14 protein-coding genes are annotated in these 16,814 nt (G+C 36.8%); all 14 read right to left on the bottom strand.

From position 1 onward, the window contains the following. Positions 1-275: 275 nt before the first annotated feature. Positions 276-545 (bottom strand): 30S ribosomal protein S15, encoded by a 270-nt coding sequence (gene rpsO / locus ACZ5N5_RS16540; protein ID WP_054788862.1) that lies wholly within the window; start codon positions 543-545, stop codon positions 276-278. Between the two features lie 123 nt (positions 546-668). Next, the gene (gene ribF, locus ACZ5N5_RS16545; protein ID WP_464372793.1) at positions 669-1,613 is read right to left on the bottom strand and encodes a riboflavin biosynthesis protein RibF; all 945 of its coding nucleotides are present in this window, start codon (positions 1,611-1,613) and stop codon (positions 669-671) included. 133 nt (positions 1,614-1,746) lie between these two features. Then, on the bottom strand, positions 1,747-2,640 hold the full coding sequence (truB, locus tag ACZ5N5_RS16550; protein WP_277677862.1) for a tRNA pseudouridine(55) synthase TruB: 894 nt from the start codon (positions 2,638-2,640) through the stop codon (positions 1,747-1,749). 132 nt (positions 2,641-2,772) lie between these two features. After that, on the bottom strand, positions 2,773-3,126 hold the full coding sequence (rbfA, locus tag ACZ5N5_RS16555) for a 30S ribosome-binding factor RbfA (RefSeq protein ID WP_054788996.1): 354 nt from the start codon (positions 3,124-3,126) through the stop codon (positions 2,773-2,775). Between the two features lie 69 nt (positions 3,127-3,195). Continuing rightward, positions 3,196-3,474: a DUF503 domain-containing protein gene (locus ACZ5N5_RS16560; protein WP_054859471.1), complete on the bottom strand. Its 279-nt coding sequence runs from the start codon at positions 3,472-3,474 to the stop codon at positions 3,196-3,198. Then, the gene (gene infB / locus ACZ5N5_RS16565; RefSeq protein ID WP_109984409.1) at positions 3,474-5,585 is read right to left on the bottom strand and encodes a translation initiation factor IF-2; all 2,112 of its coding nucleotides are present in this window, start codon (positions 5,583-5,585) and stop codon (positions 3,474-3,476) included. The genes ACZ5N5_RS16560 and infB overlap by 1 nt, the downstream gene beginning before the upstream one ends. Positions 5,586-5,589: 4 nt before the next feature. Further along, complete coding sequence (locus tag ACZ5N5_RS16570) at positions 5,590-5,910, bottom strand: YlxQ family RNA-binding protein (protein ID WP_464367995.1); 321 nt, start codon at positions 5,908-5,910, stop codon at positions 5,590-5,592. Between the two features lies 1 nt (position 5,911). Beyond that, positions 5,912-6,181, bottom strand: a complete 270-nt coding sequence (rnpM, locus tag ACZ5N5_RS16575) for an RNase P modulator RnpM (protein WP_464367994.1) — start codon at positions 6,179-6,181, stop codon at positions 5,912-5,914. Positions 6,182-6,193: 12 nt separating this feature from the next. Then, complete coding sequence (nusA, locus tag ACZ5N5_RS16580) at positions 6,194-7,342, bottom strand: transcription termination factor NusA (protein ID WP_109984412.1); 1,149 nt, start codon at positions 7,340-7,342, stop codon at positions 6,194-6,196. A 20-nt stretch (positions 7,343-7,362) separates the two neighbouring features. After that, positions 7,363-7,833, bottom strand: coding sequence for a ribosome maturation factor RimP (gene rimP / locus ACZ5N5_RS16585; protein WP_054859473.1), 471 nt, complete (start codon positions 7,831-7,833; stop codon positions 7,363-7,365). A gap of 303 nt (positions 7,834-8,136) precedes the next feature. Beyond that, the gene (locus ACZ5N5_RS16590; RefSeq protein WP_464372794.1) at positions 8,137-12,426 is read right to left on the bottom strand and encodes a PolC-type DNA polymerase III; all 4,290 of its coding nucleotides are present in this window, start codon (positions 12,424-12,426) and stop codon (positions 8,137-8,139) included. 89 nt (positions 12,427-12,515) lie between these two features. Next, positions 12,516-14,213, bottom strand: coding sequence for a proline--tRNA ligase (locus ACZ5N5_RS16595; protein ID WP_464372795.1), 1,698 nt, complete (start codon positions 14,211-14,213; stop codon positions 12,516-12,518). Positions 14,214-14,331: 118 nt separating this feature from the next. Beyond that, positions 14,332-15,588: an RIP metalloprotease RseP gene (gene rseP, locus ACZ5N5_RS16600; protein WP_109984415.1), complete on the bottom strand. Its 1,257-nt coding sequence runs from the start codon at positions 15,586-15,588 to the stop codon at positions 14,332-14,334. 52 nt (positions 15,589-15,640) lie between these two features. Then, complete coding sequence (locus ACZ5N5_RS16605) at positions 15,641-16,792, bottom strand: 1-deoxy-D-xylulose-5-phosphate reductoisomerase (protein ID WP_277677857.1); 1,152 nt, start codon at positions 16,790-16,792, stop codon at positions 15,641-15,643. Positions 16,793-16,814 lie beyond the last annotated feature (22 nt).

The following is a 16,814-nucleotide window of genomic DNA, read 5'->3' on the forward strand; positions in this document are numbered from 1 at the left end:
TAATCAATATCCATTTTAACACTTCGTCCACCATCCGTGTAGTTTGATCTACGAATCCAGTAATATTTTAGACGATAAGGTGTGCTATTAATATAATCGACCAAAAATCGTTTTTTTATTAGTAAGTCGTCCAAATATACTCAATGAATGCAGTGCATGTAGCCTAAAATAGATAACTAAAACCATAAAGGCGCTTTGGATGTTCTATTAGCATCTCTAATCAATTCTATTTTTACATACAGAAAAAGCGGGATAAATCCCGCTTCTTAACCGGCTTATCGACGTAAGCCTAACTTTTGAATTAAATCACGGTAACGAGAAACATCTTTGTTACGTAAGTAGTTTAATAAATTACGGCGTTTCCCTACCATTTTCAATAGACCACGACGAGAGTGGTGATCTTTCTTATGAATTCGTAAATGATTATTCAAATTATTAATTTCCTCTGTAAGGACAGCAATTTGAACTTCTGGAGAACCTGTGTCGCTCTCATGTGTTTTAAATTCATTAATTAGTTCATTTTTACGTTCTTGAGTGATAGCCATCCTATTCACCTCCTATAATGTAATGAAACCCCAATCCCCTAGCAATCGTCGGAGAATTCGAGTTGCCAAGTGGATGGTTCCGTAATTAAGAGTACAACTTTTTAAGCTCAAATGCAAGTATTTTCAGTCATTTAATGAAAAAAAATGACGAACGTTTTTTTCATCTTGACGTATTTGTTCGACAAGCTCTTCTATAGATGAGAACTTAACCTCATCACGAATATAGCTTTTCCAATTCACCTGCAAAATTTCACCATACAAATTCTGATTTAGATCAAATATATTAACTTCTAGTTTTGGATCAACGATCTGATCCGTAAAGGTAGGATTGTAACCTAAATTTGCCATACCGTAAAAAACGTTGTTCTCCATTATCACTTCTACTGCATACACACCAACGCGGGGTAAAAAGTAGGGTTCAGTGATTTTGAAATTAGCAGTTGGAAAACCAATCGTTCGCCCTCTTTGTTCTCCCCTTACTACTTCACCCACTACAGAGTATGGTCTTCCAAGTAATTTTTCTGTTAATTCAAGATTTCCTTCTTTTAGAAGGGAACGAATTCTTGTCGAGCTTACCTTTTGATCATGATAGCTTATTTTCTCCACCTTTGTAATTGCTAGAGGCTTGTCTATAAAAGTTTGAATATTAGACATGTTCCCTGCCCCTTTAAAACCAAAAGAGAAGTCGTATCCAGCAACAAGATGATCAATATTTAGCCCCACTATAAAATGCTCTAAAAATTCCTTTGGTGATAGTTGAGATAAGGTTTTATCAAACCTAATAATATAAAGATAATCAACATCTAGTTGTTCCATCAAGCTCTTTTTTACCGTTAATGGTGTCAAATATTGTACATCTGTCTTTTCTTTTTTTAAGACAACAGATGGATGTGGATCAAAGGTAATAACGGCCGATTTCATGTCTTGTTCCTTCGCTAGTAATTTAGCTTGATCGATTACCTTTTGATGGCCAATATGAATCCCATCAAAAAAACCAATCGCAGCAACGGTATTCGGAATCGATTCTTTTTTTAACTTATGTGGATAGGTTAAAGATATGAGTTCCATATCAATCACCTGCTTTCTAATTTTATTTCACTCGACCATTATATTACAGGTTTAGGAGATTGAAAAACCATATGAACTTGGAAAAACTTTTTTATGTACATAGAGTAGCTTTTCTGCAAACAACAATCCGAATTTATTTATTCGAAAATACTCGAGCAGGTTTTATCTCTTTTTGATTCTCATGGATATGATAAATAGCAAGAAGCATCCCTTTGTGTTCGATCCGGAAATACTTAGTTTTTGGTGTAGTGGATGGTAACGATAGCTTTTGTCCATTTTTCACCTTTTTCATTGTCTGCTCATCAACCTCTATAGCATCTAAATGAGCCAACCCGTGTTTTAAAGGAAGTAGCACCGTTTCATTCGTGTCATTTTCTAATTCCTCGAAAGTCCATGTATCTCCACTAGTAAAATGCCCGCTTCTTGATCGAATTAGGTTGGACATATGTGCAGGGAATTGTAGTTTTTTTCCTAAATCTAGGCAAAGGGTACGGATATAGGTCCCTTTTGAACAGGTAACCTCGAATTGTATCGACTGGAACTGTCCTTTTTCATCATAGGAAGTAGTTATCAATCTTATATCCTCAATACAGACAGAACGAATAGGCCTTTCCACTCGTTCATTGTTTCTGGCATATTCATAAAGTTTTTTGCCATTTACTTTAACAGCTGAGTAATAAGGTACTTGTTGCTGAATTTTCCCTTGAAAAGAGTCGAGTGTCTCTTCTATCATCGTTGAGGAAAGCTTACTACTAACAGGCTTTCGTTCGATTATTTCTCCCGTATGGTCCTCCGTTGTTGTGGAGGTTCCTATCGTTGCCGTTGCGATGTATGTTTTAACGGTATCTGTTAAAAATGGAACAATCTTCGTGGCCTCTCCGACACAAATCGGTAAAACACCTTCTACCTCTGGGTCTAGTGTCCCGGTATGACCTACCTTTTTCGTTTTAAAAAGCTTTCTAATTTTTATAACACAGTCATGGGAAGTCATTCCCTTAGGTTTCCATAATGGTAATATCCCGTTCATTCATACACCTCCGTCTTTTATAAATTAGAGAAAACCCTTGTTGATCGACAAGGGTTTTCTAAAATTGAAAGAACGGTAAAAAGTAAAAAGTGGAGTGTTTCGTTTTCTATGCACTCTCTATTTTTTAGATAATTATTGTTCATCTGGATCATTGATTTTTCTCAATAGATCCTCAATTCGATTACCTCGTTCAATGGTATCATCAAAATCAAAAGACAACTCAGGAGTTTTGCGAAGGCGAATTCTTCGCCCTATCTCGGAGCGAATAAAGCCTTTTGCTTTTGCCAAACCGATCAAGGTTTCCTGACGTTTCTTTTCGTCTCCAAATACAGAGATAAATACCTTAGCTTGTTGCAAATCACCTGTTACTTCCACATCTGTTATTGTTACAAATCCTACTCGCGGATCCTTTATCTTTCGTGAAACGATATCTCCGAGTTCTTTTTTCATTTGTTCTGCTACACGATTTGCTCGTAATTCATTCATGACTGTCACCTCTTCCTACAGTGAAACATCATCTTTACTATCTGTCATAAAATATGCGACAGAGCATTATTATCGTTCTTCTACATCTGTTGTTGTTCTTTCTATTTCAGGAAAGGAATCCATCAAAGCAAGTGCTTGCTGGATCACTTTTTCATTGATTACTTTGGCATCTGAGACCGTTACAATAGCAAAGGCTGCTCTTTGCCATTGATTTTGATGGTCTATTTCTGCAATTGCTAAGTTTAAGTTCTTATTGAGACGATTTTTTAATCGTAATAATATAGATCTTTTTTCTTTTAGTGAATGGCAATCATATAAAATAAACTCAATCTCAGCATAAAGGAGCATTAGACTTCAATTTCCTCCATAACATAGGCCTCAATGACATCGCCCTCTTTTATATCATTGTAATTCTTGATCGTTATCCCACATTCATAATTCTGCGCAACTTCCTTTACGTCATCCTTGAAACGTTTCAATGTATCAATTTCTCCTTCATAGATGACCACTCCGTCACGAATCAAGCGCACACCGGAATCTCTTGTTATTTTACCATCTGTTACATATCCACCAGCAATCGTACCAATACGTGACACTTTAAAGATTTCACGAACCTCTACTTGACCAATAACCTTTTCTTCATATTCAGGGTCAAGCATTCCTTTCATCGCAGCTTCCACTTCTTCAATGGCCTTATAAATGACACGATGGAGTCGAATTTCTACATTTTCAGATTCTGCAGCTTTTTTAGCATTGGTATCTGGTCGTACATTAAACCCGATCACAATAGCATTAGAGGCAGATGCTAATATAATATCTGATTCCTTAATAGCACCAACACCTGTATGGATGATATTCACCTTTACTCCTTCGACATCGATTTTTTTCAATGATGCTGCAAGAGCTTCAACTGATCCTTGTACGTCTGCTTTCAATATAACATTAATATCTTTGATTTCACCTTGTTTAATCTTTTCAAAAAGATCGTCTAAGCTTACACGTGCTTTATCTCCACGCTTCTCTTCAATTTGTTTTTGTTGTCTTAATTCACCAATTTGACGTGCTTTTTTCTCATCCTTGAAGACAACAAAACGATCTCCAGCTAATGGAACGTCATTAAGACCAGTAATCTCAATTGGTGTGGACGGTCCGACAGATTTTACTCGTTTACCAAGATCATTTACCATTGCACGAACTCTACCAAACGTCGTTCCAACAACAATTGGATCACCTACTTTTAGTGTACCATTTTGAACGAGTAATGATGCAACAGATCCACGACCTTTATCTAATTGTGCTTCAATCACCGTACCATCAGCTAAACGATTAGGGTTAGCCTTTAATTCCTCAACTTCTGCAATTAACAGGATCATTTCTAACAAGTCATCAATACCTTCACCTTTTATTGCAGACAGTTGTACAAAAATAGTATCTCCACCCCAGTCTTCAGGAATTAATTCATGTTCTGTTAATTCTTGCATGACACGATCTGGGTTGGCTCCTTCTTTATCGATTTTGTTAACAGCTACAATGATTGGAACCTCTGCTGCTTTAGCATGATTGATAGCCTCAACGGTCTGTGGCATTACCCCGTCATCTGCTGCTACAACTAGGATGGCAATATCTGTTACTTCTGCACCACGTGAACGCATGCTTGTAAACGCAGCATGACCTGGGGTGTCTAGGAACGTAATTTTTTTCTCATTTGCTTCCACTTGATATGCACCAATATGCTGAGTAATTCCACCTGCTTCCCCTTCTGTTACTTTTGTGTTGCGGATGGAGTCAAGTAAAGTTGTTTTACCATGATCGACATGACCCATGATTGTTACAACTGGTGGACGTTCCATTAAGTTCGAAGGATCGTCTTCTTCAATATATGTTAAGAGATCCGTTTGATCTATTTCTACTTCTTGTTCAACCTCAACCCCATATTCACCACAAATCAATTCAATAGCATCTTCATCCAAGTCTTGGTTTTTATTTGCCATTACACCTAATAATAATAATTTCTTGATTATTTCATTTGTTGGTTTGCTTAGCTTTTCAGCTAATTCTGCCACAGTAATCGAACCAGAATAGGTAATTTTATTTGGTTCCTGTTTTTCTTCCTTCACTTTAGCCTGTTCTTTTTTCGGTTGATTAGGCTTATTATGATGTTTGTTCTGGTGTTTGTTATGGTTTTTGCTTTGTTTTTTCTTATTGTCATTAGGTTTGTTTGGTTTGTTCTGTTTTGATTGTTGCTGTGGGTTATGGTTCGATTTTTCTGATTTTTCTTGTTTCGTAGCTTTTTCTTCTACCTTAGGCTTAAAGCTTTGCTCTAATTTTTCCTTCATTTCGTCTGTAATTGTTGACATATGGTTACTAACTGGTAAATTAAGCTCTTTTAATTTTGTGATGACTTCCTTACTTGTTTTATTTATTTCCTTTGCATATTCATATACTCGTATTTTCGTCATACGTTCACCCCCGATTATTGTTGTCAAGTAGCGTTTTTAGCTTTTTTGCGAAACCTTGTTCATGGATCGATACTGCTACTCGACCGGTCTTACCTACTGCATGTGATAATGTCTTACGATCATCAATAAAAAAATATGGTATTTGATAGTATTGACACTTATCTGTAAGCTTTTTCTTCGTTTGGTCGCCTATGTCATTTGCTAGTAAAACAATTTTTGATTTTTTGGATTGAATTTCCTTCACAATTAATTCTTCTCCAAATGTGCATTTTCCGGCTCTATTTGCAATACCTAATATATTTAAATAAGCTTTTGGATCAGCCACTTTATGCTCCTTCTATTACTTTCTTTAATTCATCATAAATTTCATCTGGAATTGGAATTTCAAGATGCTTTTCAAGTACCTTCGTCTGTCTTGCTTTATCGACAACATCTAATTGTTTAGATATATAAGCTCCGCGTCCGTTTTTCTTGCCAGTTGGGTCAACAAAAACTTCCCCTTCTTTTGTTTTCACAATACGAAGCAGCGACTGCTTTGCTACCATTTCTTGTGTTACTACACATTTTCGCAAAGGTATTTTCCGTTTTTTTGGCATATGAAATCCTCCTTATTTAAACAAATCTTCATCCAAATCTTCCAAGGATTCATCATATTCCGATGTGTCATCATAATGAATGCTTTCTTTACTTTTATCAACATCTCCTGCTACTATTAATCCTTCATCTCTCGCTTCTGTTTCACTCTTTATATCGATTTTCCAGCCTGTTAATTTAGCTGCTAATCTAGCATTTTGACCTCTTTTTCCGATGGCTAGGGATAATTGATAGTCTGGAACAACAACCGTTGTCGCTTTATTTTCTTCATCCACAATTACCCGTACTACTTTAGAAGGGCTAAGTGCATTCGATACATAGACAATAGGATCCTCTGACCATTCCACGATATCAATCTTTTCTCCTTTTAATTCATCGACAATGGTTTGTACACGTTGTCCCTTTTGACCAACACAAGACCCAACTGCATCAACCTCTTCATCGCGAGCATAGACCGAAATTTTTGATCGATCCCCTGCTTCTCTTGCAACCGATTTGACTTCAACTGTACCATCATATATTTCGGGTACTTCCATTTCAAATAATCTCTTTAAAAGTCCTGGATGTGTACGTGAAACGAAAATATTAGGCCCTTTACTCGTATTTTCCACCTTTGTCACATATACTTTGATACGGTCATGAACCTGATAGGTCTCAGTTGGCATACATTCCGATTCTGGCAGTTTTGCTTCTACTTTTCCTAAATTCACATAGATGAATCGTCCATCCATGCGTTGAACAGTACCGTTCATAATATCATCTTCGCGGTCAATATATTCATTAAATATAATACCACGTTCTGCCTCGCGAACCCGTTGGGTGACTACTTGCTTAGCTGCTTGCGCTGCTATGCGACCAAAGTCTCTTGGTGTCACTTCAATCTCCACCACATCTCCCACTTCATAGGAAGGGTTGATCTGTGATGCCTCTTCAATCGAAATTTGTTGTTGAGGATCGTCGACTTGTTCCACAATTTCTTTTTGTGCATATACACTCATCTTACCGTATTCCTCGTTTAGATCTACTCGCACATTCGTAGCGGACTTAAAATTTTTCTTATATGCTGATATTAGCGCTGCCTCTAATGCTTCAATAAGTATACTTTTATTAATACCTTTTTCTTTTTCCAAAAAATTTATTGCCTCGAACAATTCTTTGTTCACAACTCTTCTCCCCCTTTGATTTAGAAAGTTACAGCTAAATGGGCCTTAGCAATTTTGTTAAATGGAATTTCTACTTCTTTTGTTTTTGTTTTTACTTTGTAGGCTATTTTCGCTGTTCCATCCATAAACTCCACTAACTCACCAGTAAATTCTTTTTCACCATCTATTGGTTCGTATACCTTCACATATACATTTTCACCAGTATATTTCTGAAAATCCTCTTCTTTTTTCAAGGGTCTCTCTACACCTGGTGAGGAGACTTCTAGGAAGTACGCCTGTTCAATTGGATCTGTTTCATCTAATTTCTCACTTAGCTTCTCAGAAACCTGCCCACATTCTTCAATATCTACTCCATTTTCTTTATCGATATAAACTCTTAGAAACCAATTTTGTCCTTCCTTTTCAAACACCACATCGACAAGCTCTAATTGCAGTTCATCTAATATCGGTTTCACTAAGGTTTCGGTTTGTTTGGTTACATTTTGTGCCATTCGCTGACCTCCTTTAATTGTGCTTTATGCATCTCTCGTCACATTACTATAATTCCCCAATTTAATCGAGCTTACACAAATAGAATCGTAAGCAGTCATTAGCACCACTTCTTGGGAATGTTAACGTGATAAATCCCTTGCCAGTGCTTGGCAAGGGATTTAATAGATGCCCTATTTGATCCGCTGGTTTGATAACTATGAAGAAAGAGTGGGGTGTCCCACTCTTTCTCCGTTCGTCTCAAATGAATTCTTTATAAAATATAACATGAATGGAGAAAAGATGCAAGCCATTACCTAGATGGATTAAAACAAGGATAATTGGTTCTTTTCTTCCATTCCTTCCAAACAACCATGTTGATCTAAATATTCTAAGACCGTTTTAGAGATCCTACTACGCTCTCTAAGGTCTTCCTTAGATAGGAACTCGCCATCCTCTCTTGCTTTTTCAATGTTGATCGCTGCATTGGTTCCTAAACCATCTACTGCATTGAATGGTGGGATTAAGGAATTACCATCTACTAAAAACTCAGTTGCTGAGGATTTATATAGATCAACCTTTTGAAAATGAAAGCCTCGCTCATTCATTTCGAGAGAAATTTCTAAAACGGTTAGTAAACTTTTTTCTTTAGGGGAGGCATCGTTACCCTTTGCATTAATTTCTTTTATTCGATTCTTAATCGCTTCAGAGCCTTTTACCATCGTATCAAGCTCAAAGTCATCTGCTCGGACAGTGAAGTATGCTGCATAGAATAAGATCGGATGATGTACCTTGAAATAAGCGATACGTACGGCCATTAAAACATAGGCAGCAGCATGTGCTTTCGGAAACATGTATTTAATTTTTTTACATGATTCAATATACCAATCTGGTACATCATGTTTTTTCATCTCAATAATCCATTCATCTTGTAGACCTTTACCTTTACGAACAAATTCCATGATTTTAAAAGCTAGCGAAGCATCTAGACCTTTGTGCATTAAATAAACCATAATATCATCACGACACCCAATTACATCAGGCAATTCACAAATTCCTTTATCGATAAGCTCTTGGGCATTTCCGAGCCATACATCTGTACCATGACTTAACCCAGAGATGATCACAAGTTCTGCAAAAGTTTTCGGTTTTGTATCTTCTAACATCTGTCTAACAAATCGTGTACCAAATTCAGGGACACCTAGTGTACCAGTCTTACACATAATTTGTTCTGCTGTAACTCCTAACACCTCTGGACCAGAAAATATTTTCATCACTTCCGCATCATCCGTTGGAATCGTTCTAGGATCTATACCACTTAAGTCTTGTAGCATCCGAATCACAGTTGGATCATCGTGTCCTAGTATATCGAGTTTCAACAAATTATCGTGAATAGAGTGGAAGTCAAAATGTGTCGTACGCCATTCTGAATTTCGATCATCCGCAGGAAACTGTATCGGTGTAAAGTCATAGATTTCCATGTCGTCAGGAACAACAATTATACCACCTGGGTGCTGGCCTGTAGTCCTTTTAGCACCAGTACAGCCTTTAACTAAACGATCTACTTCAGCATTTTTAATTACCATATTATGATCGCCTGCATAACCTTTCACATAGCCATATGCTGTTTTTTCAGCAACTGTACCTATCGTTCCTGCACGATAGACATTATCCTCTCCGAACAATACTTTCGTATAATTATGGGCTCTTGGTTGATATTCACCAGAAAAGTTCAAGTCAATATCGGGAACCTTATCTCCTTTAAATCCAAGGAAGGTCTCAAACGGTATATCTTGTCCATCTTTCTTAAGAGGAACCTCACATGTAGGACAATCTTTATCTGGCAAATCAAATCCACTACCTACAGAACCATCATTAAAAAATTCACTTTGTTTACAGTTAGGACAGACATAGTGTGGTGGTAATGGATTTACTTCTGTAATCTCCGTAAATGTCGCAATTAATGAGGAACCAACCGATCCTCTGGATCCAACAAGATAACCATCATCTAAAGATTTTTTTACCAGTTTATGTGAAATTAAGTAGATGACTGCAAATCCATGTCCAATAATACTTTTTAATTCTTTTTCGATTCTTTGTTCAACAATTTCAGGTAATGGGTCACCATAAATTGATTTTGCAAAAGAGTAGCTTAGCTCCCTTATTTCTTCTTCTGCACCATCAATATTTGGGGTGTATAAATCATCTTTAACAGGCTTTACATCTTCAATTTGCTCGACAAGTTGATGAGGATTAGTAATGACAATTTCCTTGGCCTTTTCTTCTCCTAAAAAGTGAAATGCCTCTACCATTTCATTCGTTGTTCTGAAATAAGTATTTGGCAATGTTTGTCGATTTAATGGATTTCCACTTTGAGAGGCAATTAATATTTTTCGATAAAGTCGGTCATTTTCTTCTAGATGATGTACATTACCTGTTGCCACACAAGGTTTTCCAAGACTATCAGCCATTTCGACAAGCTTTCTTATAATATCATAAAGCTGTGCTTCATTTTGCACCAGCTCTTTGTCCAATAAATGTACGTAATTTGCCGGGGGTTGTACTTCGATATAATCATAAAATTTAGCTACTTTTTCTGCTTGCTCCTTTGATTTTTGCATCATTGTTTCAAAGACTTCTCCTTGGTCACACGCAGTACCAATTAGTACACCCTCACGATGCTCTTGGAGTTTGGACCTCGGAATACGAGGTACTCGGTAGAAGTAATGAATATGAGCAAGAGAAATTAGTTTAAAAATATTTTTAAGTCCTACTTCATTCACTGCAAGTAATGTAGCATGAAATGGTCTTAAACGTTGATAGGCATTACCTTCCCCCATATGTTTATTGAATTGATTATGATTTGTAATGCCATTTTCGTGAGATAGTTTAATAAATTTCCATAATAAATAGCCAGTAGCCTCAGCATCATAGATAGCACGGTGATGTTGGGTTAACTCGATGTCTAGCTTTTTACATAAGGTATTTAAACGATGATTCTTCAGTTCTGGAAATAGAAATCGAGCTAATTCCAATGTGTCTATGACAGGATTTGTGGCTTCCTCTAGTCCAATTTTCTTGAAGCCTGTATTGATGAAGCCCATATCAAAATCTGCATTATGTGCTACCAGAATATCATTCTCCATCCATTCATGAAAATCCTTTAAGACATCCTCTATTTCCGGCGCATCCTTCACCATTTCATCAGTAATTCCCGTTAAATTAATTGTTGTTTCCGATAATGGATGATGTGGATTGGCAAAGGATTCAAATCGATCAATGATTTCGCCATTTTTCACCTTTACGGCTGCAAGCTCAATTATTGTGTCATACACAGCTGATAAGCCGGTTGTTTCGACATCAAACACGACATACGTATCATCTAAGAGCTCTCGATTTGCAGCATTATAGGCAATAGGAACACCATCATCGACAATATTTGCTTCCACCCCATAAATAATTTTAACTCCGTGTTTTTTCCCAGCTGCATAAGCCTCTGGATAGGCTTGTGCAACAGCATGATCGGTTATGGCAATCGCTTTGTGTCCCCACTTACCTGCTTGTTCGATTAATTTAGACGCAGATACGACAGCATCCATTTGACTCATTAATGTATGTGTATGCAGTTCAATCCGCTTCTCACCATCTAATCCGTTATCTTCTCTAGTAATGGAGGGGATTTGTTGAATGTCCTTTGCCATCATGGTTAATTCGTTGGAAAAGGTATCGGTTTGTATCATACCTTTAGCTTTCAACCACATACCAGCTTTCAATTGCTTATACTTTTCAACATCTTGATCACCTTTAGAGAACATTTTAATTTGAAAAGAATCGCTATAGTCCGTTAATTTTAACATCAATAAGTGACGTCCAGACCGTAATTCCCTGATTTCCACATCAAATAAGTATCCTTGAAAAACGACATTTTTCTCTTCTTCTATGATGTCTTTCATTTGTACTGGTTCATCCTTAATCGGATAACCAATTAGTATAGGGCCAGTGTCCTGTTCTTCTTTATTTTCTTTCACTTTTTGTTCTTGTTGTTTAAAAGCTTCCTCCACACGTTTTCTATCCTCTAAGGCTTTTTCTTGTTGAAATTTTTCCAACTCTGCCTGCTGATCTACTACTTCCATTTCGACCATTTTTCGTTCTGTGCCAATTTTTACACAAAATTCATCCAATTTTGTTTGTAGCTCTTGCTTTAATGAATGTAGTTCAATTTCATTGCTTACAGTTAACATAATGTTATTATCGTTAACTAACGGCCTTTTATTCTCTAATGCTCGATACTTAGGTGAATGGTGGATTAATTCTGAATAGAAAACACTCCAATAATTTCCCCATTCCTCATTGGATAAGATAGAGTTTTGGGTTTTAAATACCCAAGATACTTTAGCGATTGTCGAAAATGCTTCGGTTAGCTTCAGTGCAAACAGTTGATAAGCTTCCGCTGGTAATACATTTTCGATAAGTAAATGAAACTGCCAGATTTTTGATTGGCGATAAACCTCTAATTTTTCTATTGATCCATTTTGGAAATATTTATTTTTCATATCATCAGGTATACCGATTTGCTTCATTAATAATTCAAATCGTTCTTTATTCGTTGTATTCATGTTCTCGCCCCCTCGCCTTCTAAACATTGAATATTTGTGTCCTAAATGATAATTCCCTTGTCTTATTATAAAGGACAAGGGAATATATTTTAAGCTAGGAGTGATTGAATTTTCGACATAATTTCTGATTCATGAAGATCAAATTGCTCCCCAGTCGTACGTAGCTTGCATTCAACAATCCCTTCATTTGCCTTTTTACCAACTGTAATACGAATCGGTAAACCAATGAGATCACTATCTGCAAACTTTACTCCCGGTCGTTCTTTACGATCATCATATAAAACAGATACGCGCTGGTCCATTAATTGATTATATAGCTTATCTGAAAGCCTGCTTTGTTCTTCGTTTTTAGGATTCACTACAATTAGATGTATATCATATGGACTGATTTCTTTTGGCCATGTGATGCCTTTCTCATCATGATATTGTTCTACGATAGCAGCGAGTGTTCGAGAAACACCGATTCCATAACACCCCATCATCATAGTCTCTTGTTTACCTTGTTCATTCAAATAGGTCGCACCTAACTTATCTGCATACAGCTGTCCTAATTTGAAAACGTGTCCCACTTCAATCCCCTTAGCAAATCTAATCGTACCTTTACCGTCCGGAGATGGATCTCCTTCCTGAATAAAGCGTAAATCTTCATAGCTTTTGACTTGAAAATCACGAGATGGATTGACATTGATAAAGTGTTTATCGTCTTCATTTGCCCCACAATAACCATTGACGATAAATTCCACAGCATTGTCGGCAATCACTTCTACATTACTTACATTGATCGGGCCTAATGAACCTACCTTTGCACCTAATACTTGAAGAGCCTCTTGCTCTGATGCTAATTCAATATCTGTTGTTTGATACAAGTTTTTCAACTTTATATCATTGATTTCATGATCACCGCGTGAAAGAACAAGGACAAATCGTTCATCTACTTTAAAGAGGATGGATTTAATGCCTTTATCTAACGGTTTGTTTAGATATTGCGAAACCTCTTGCATCGTTTTATAGCCAGGTGTTTCCACCTTGTCAAGTGACATTAACTCTTCGTTTTCTTTTCGATAATCAACAAGAACTGGTGCCATTTCAATATTGGCTGCAAAATCAGAGCTATCAGAATAGGCGATTGTATCTTCTCCAATTTCGGACAGAACCATAAACTCATGTGTATCTTTGCCACCCATTGCACCAGAATCAGCAATCACTGCGCGAAAATCTAGTCCACAACGCTCAAAAATAGTAGAATAGGCTGTCACCATCTTGTCATAAGCTTCATCAAGGCTTTCAAAGGAATCATGAAAGGAATAAGCATCCTTCATAACAAATTCCCGACCACGCAACAAACCAAAACGCGGTCTTTTTTCGTCACGGTATTTTGATTGGATTTGAAATAAAGTAATTGGGAGCTTTTTATAGCTTTTTACTTCATCGCTTATTAAGTTAGTAATTACTTCTTCATGAGTTGCCCCTAGTGCGAACTCTCGATCATGACGATCATTAATTCGCATTAATTCTGGACCAAACGTATACCATCTACCTGTTTTTTTCCACAGATCCGCAGGCTGTAATGCTGGCATGAGCATTTCTGCCGCTCCTGCCTTCTCCATTTCTTCTCTAACAATATTTTCTACCTTTTTTAATACTTTATTTCCTAATGGAAGGAAGCTGTATACACCAGATGCTGTTTGACGTATAAAACCTGCTCGAACTAATAGCTGATGGCTTTTAATTTCGGCATCTGCTGGAACTTCTTTTAATGTTGGAATGAGTGTTTGACTATGTTTCATCTCGAAAATTCACCTCAAGCTTAAAAATAAAATTTACAAAAAGAATTATTTCTCTGTTCACCATATCATAATCGTCATCATGAAAATAATCTTTAATGATGGGTAAAGCAATCTTCACCTAAAGAAAGAGTCGTTGGATATCATTCCATGTTACGACAATCATTAGTAGCATTAATAATGCAAAACCTATGAAATGAACGACACCTTCTTTCTGAGGATCGATTGGCTTTCCTCTTACTGCTTCTAATCCAACAAATAATAAACGTCCGCCATCTAATGCAGGTAATGGCACTAAATTAACGATCCCTAAGTTAACACTTAATATAGCAGTCCACATCATAAAATTCATAAATCCTGTCTGAACGACTTGATCTGTCGCATCATATATACCAACTGGTCCTGATAACATATCAATCGAGAACTGACCAGTAACTAATTTTCCTAGATTTGTTAATATCAATGTAGACCATTCATAGGTTTGCTGAAAACTATATGGAATAGACCGAATAAATGATTTTTCAGAAGCTTGAACAACACCTACTTGCCCAAATGACTCCTGTTCTAGTTCAACCAAAGCTGGAGTAACCTCTAAAGGAATCTTTTCCCCATTTCTTATTACAACCATATCTACTGATTCTTCTGGACTTGCTTGTACAATTTCTTCAAATTCGGACCATTTTCCAACAGATTCACCGTTTATTTCAACAACCTTATCTCCTGCCTGGAAGCCAGCTTCTTCTGCTGGGCTGTTCTCCACAACAGAACCAATTTCAATATCTTTCACAGGTACACCTTGAATCATTGCTAACCCAGCAAAAATTACGATAGATAATAGAAAGTTCATCATAGGACCAGCGAATAATTGCATTGCTCGCTGCCCAACTGTTTTGGATGCAAATTGCCGATCGTATGGAGCAATTTGGGTTGGTTTTTCATCCATAATAAAATGAGCCTTTTCGTCTACTTGGAAGGAGAAATGTTGTTCATCTCCTACTTCATAGCCTTCCATTTTCAATCGGTGGTCTAGATCAATATTTTCTACTTCTATCACTAGCGCATCTGGGTGCTTATCTTTGTTATTGACAATAATTTGATTGACTTTTCCTGCCTCATTAAAAGTAACACCAATATGCTGACCTGGTTTTATATCAACAATTTCCGGATCATCACCAGCAACTCGCACATAGCCACCCATAGGCAACAAACGAATGGTATACAGGGTTTCATTTTTCGTTGTAGAAAAAATTTTAGGCCCAAATCCAATGGCGAACTCTCTTACTAGCATACCTGCACGCTTTGCGAAAATAAAATGACCAAATTCATGAACAAATACTAAGAGTCCGAACATTAGAATAAACGCTATGATCGTATTCAATCAACATACACTCCTTCCATTTCTTTACGGGGGATAGATAATTTGAAAATTCTTACTTATACTGCGATAAAATCCTCATTCTAGTGCTTTGATCAACTTCTTGGATTGTAACTAAATCTGGATCTTCAATTGATTGATGGTCGCTGATTGCTTTTTCAATAACTGATTCAATTTCTAGAAAACTAATGTTTCCTTTTAAAAATAAATCAACAGCTATTTCATTTGCTGCATTTAACACAGTGGGCATCGTTCCGCCTTTTTTCCCTGCATCATAGGCATATTGTAAGCAGGGAAAACGTTGCAAATCCATTTTTTCGAAATGGAGCTTGCCTACTTCAAGCAAATCTAAGCTTTCTGTTTGAGAGAATGGTAATCTATCTGGATAGGTTAGTGCATATTGAATTGGGACCCTCATATCAGGCGTACCAAGCTGTGCGATGACACTCTTATCAACAAATTCAACCATAGAATGGATGATGCTTTCTTTATGTTGAATAACGTCAATTTTTTCATAGGGTAAACCAAATAGCCAGTGTGCTTCCATAACCTCTAATCCTTTATTCATCATAGTGGCAGAATCAATCGTGATTTTTGCCCCCATGCTCCAGTTTGGATGATTCAATGCATCGGCTATGGTTACTTCTTCAAGGTCGGCTCTTGATTTGTCACGAAAGCTTCCTCCTGATGCAGTCAAAATAATTCTGCTTACTTGGCTAGAAGCTTCTCCATTTAATGCTTGAAATATTGCAGAGTGTTCACTGTCAATTGGTAGTAAGTCTACACCATTTTCTTTTGCTTTTCTCATAACGAGATGTCCTGCAGTGACGAGAGTTTCTTTATTTGCGATAGCTATTTGTTTCTTTTCGTCAATAGCGGCTAGTGTTGCGGCAAGTCCAACACTTCCCATTACCGCATTAACTAACACATCTGTCTTGGGATGACAACTAATTTCTACTAGTGCTTCTTCACCAACTAATATTTCTATAGATGTATTATTAGAAGGTGAAAATAATTCCTTTTTTACTTTTTCATTTTTTACGACAATTTTTTCTGGCTGAAATCTTTCCAAAATAATTTTTGCCTTTTCTATATTTTCTCCAAATGAGATAGCAAATAGTCGGAAATCTTCAGGATGCTCAGCGATAACATCCAGAGTTTGCATACCAATGGAACCCGTAGCTCCAAGTAGTGTAATATTTTTCATATCTGAATAACGCCCCAGTATA

The sequence above is a fragment of the Gracilibacillus sp. JCM 18966 genome (genome assembly GCF_055392695.1).

Bases quoted from the DNA above. Each gene is read 5' to 3' on its own strand.
- rpsO (WP_054788862.1), bottom strand. From the start codon at position 545: ATGGCTATCACTCAAGAACGTAAAAATGAACTAATTAATGAATTTAAA.
- ribF (WP_464372793.1), bottom strand. From the start codon at position 1,613: ATGGAACTCATATCTTTAACCTATCCACATAAGTTAAAAAAAGAATCG.
- truB (WP_277677862.1), bottom strand. From the start codon at position 2,640: ATGAACGGGATATTACCATTATGGAAACCTAAGGGAATGACTTCCCAT.
- rbfA (WP_054788996.1), bottom strand. From the start codon at position 3,126: ATGAATGAATTACGAGCAAATCGTGTAGCAGAACAAATGAAAAAAGAA.
- ACZ5N5_RS16560 (WP_054859471.1), bottom strand. From the start codon at position 3,474: ATGCTCCTTTATGCTGAGATTGAGTTTATTTTATATGATTGCCATTCA.
- infB (WP_109984409.1), bottom strand. From the start codon at position 5,585: ATGACGAAAATACGAGTATATGAATATGCAAAGGAAATAAATAAAACA.
- rnpM (WP_464367994.1), bottom strand. From the start codon at position 6,181: ATGCCAAAAAAACGGAAAATACCTTTGCGAAAATGTGTAGTAACACAA.
- rimP (WP_054859473.1), bottom strand. From the start codon at position 7,833: ATGGCACAAAATGTAACCAAACAAACCGAAACCTTAGTGAAACCGATA.
- ACZ5N5_RS16590 (WP_464372794.1), bottom strand. From the start codon at position 12,426: ATGAATACAACGAATAAAGAACGATTTGAATTATTAATGAAGCAAATC.
- ACZ5N5_RS16595 (WP_464372795.1), bottom strand. From the start codon at position 14,213: ATGAAACATAGTCAAACACTCATTCCAACATTAAAAGAAGTTCCAGCA.
- ACZ5N5_RS16605 (WP_277677857.1), bottom strand. From the start codon at position 16,792: ATGAAAAATATTACACTACTTGGAGCTACGGGTTCCATTGGTATGCAA.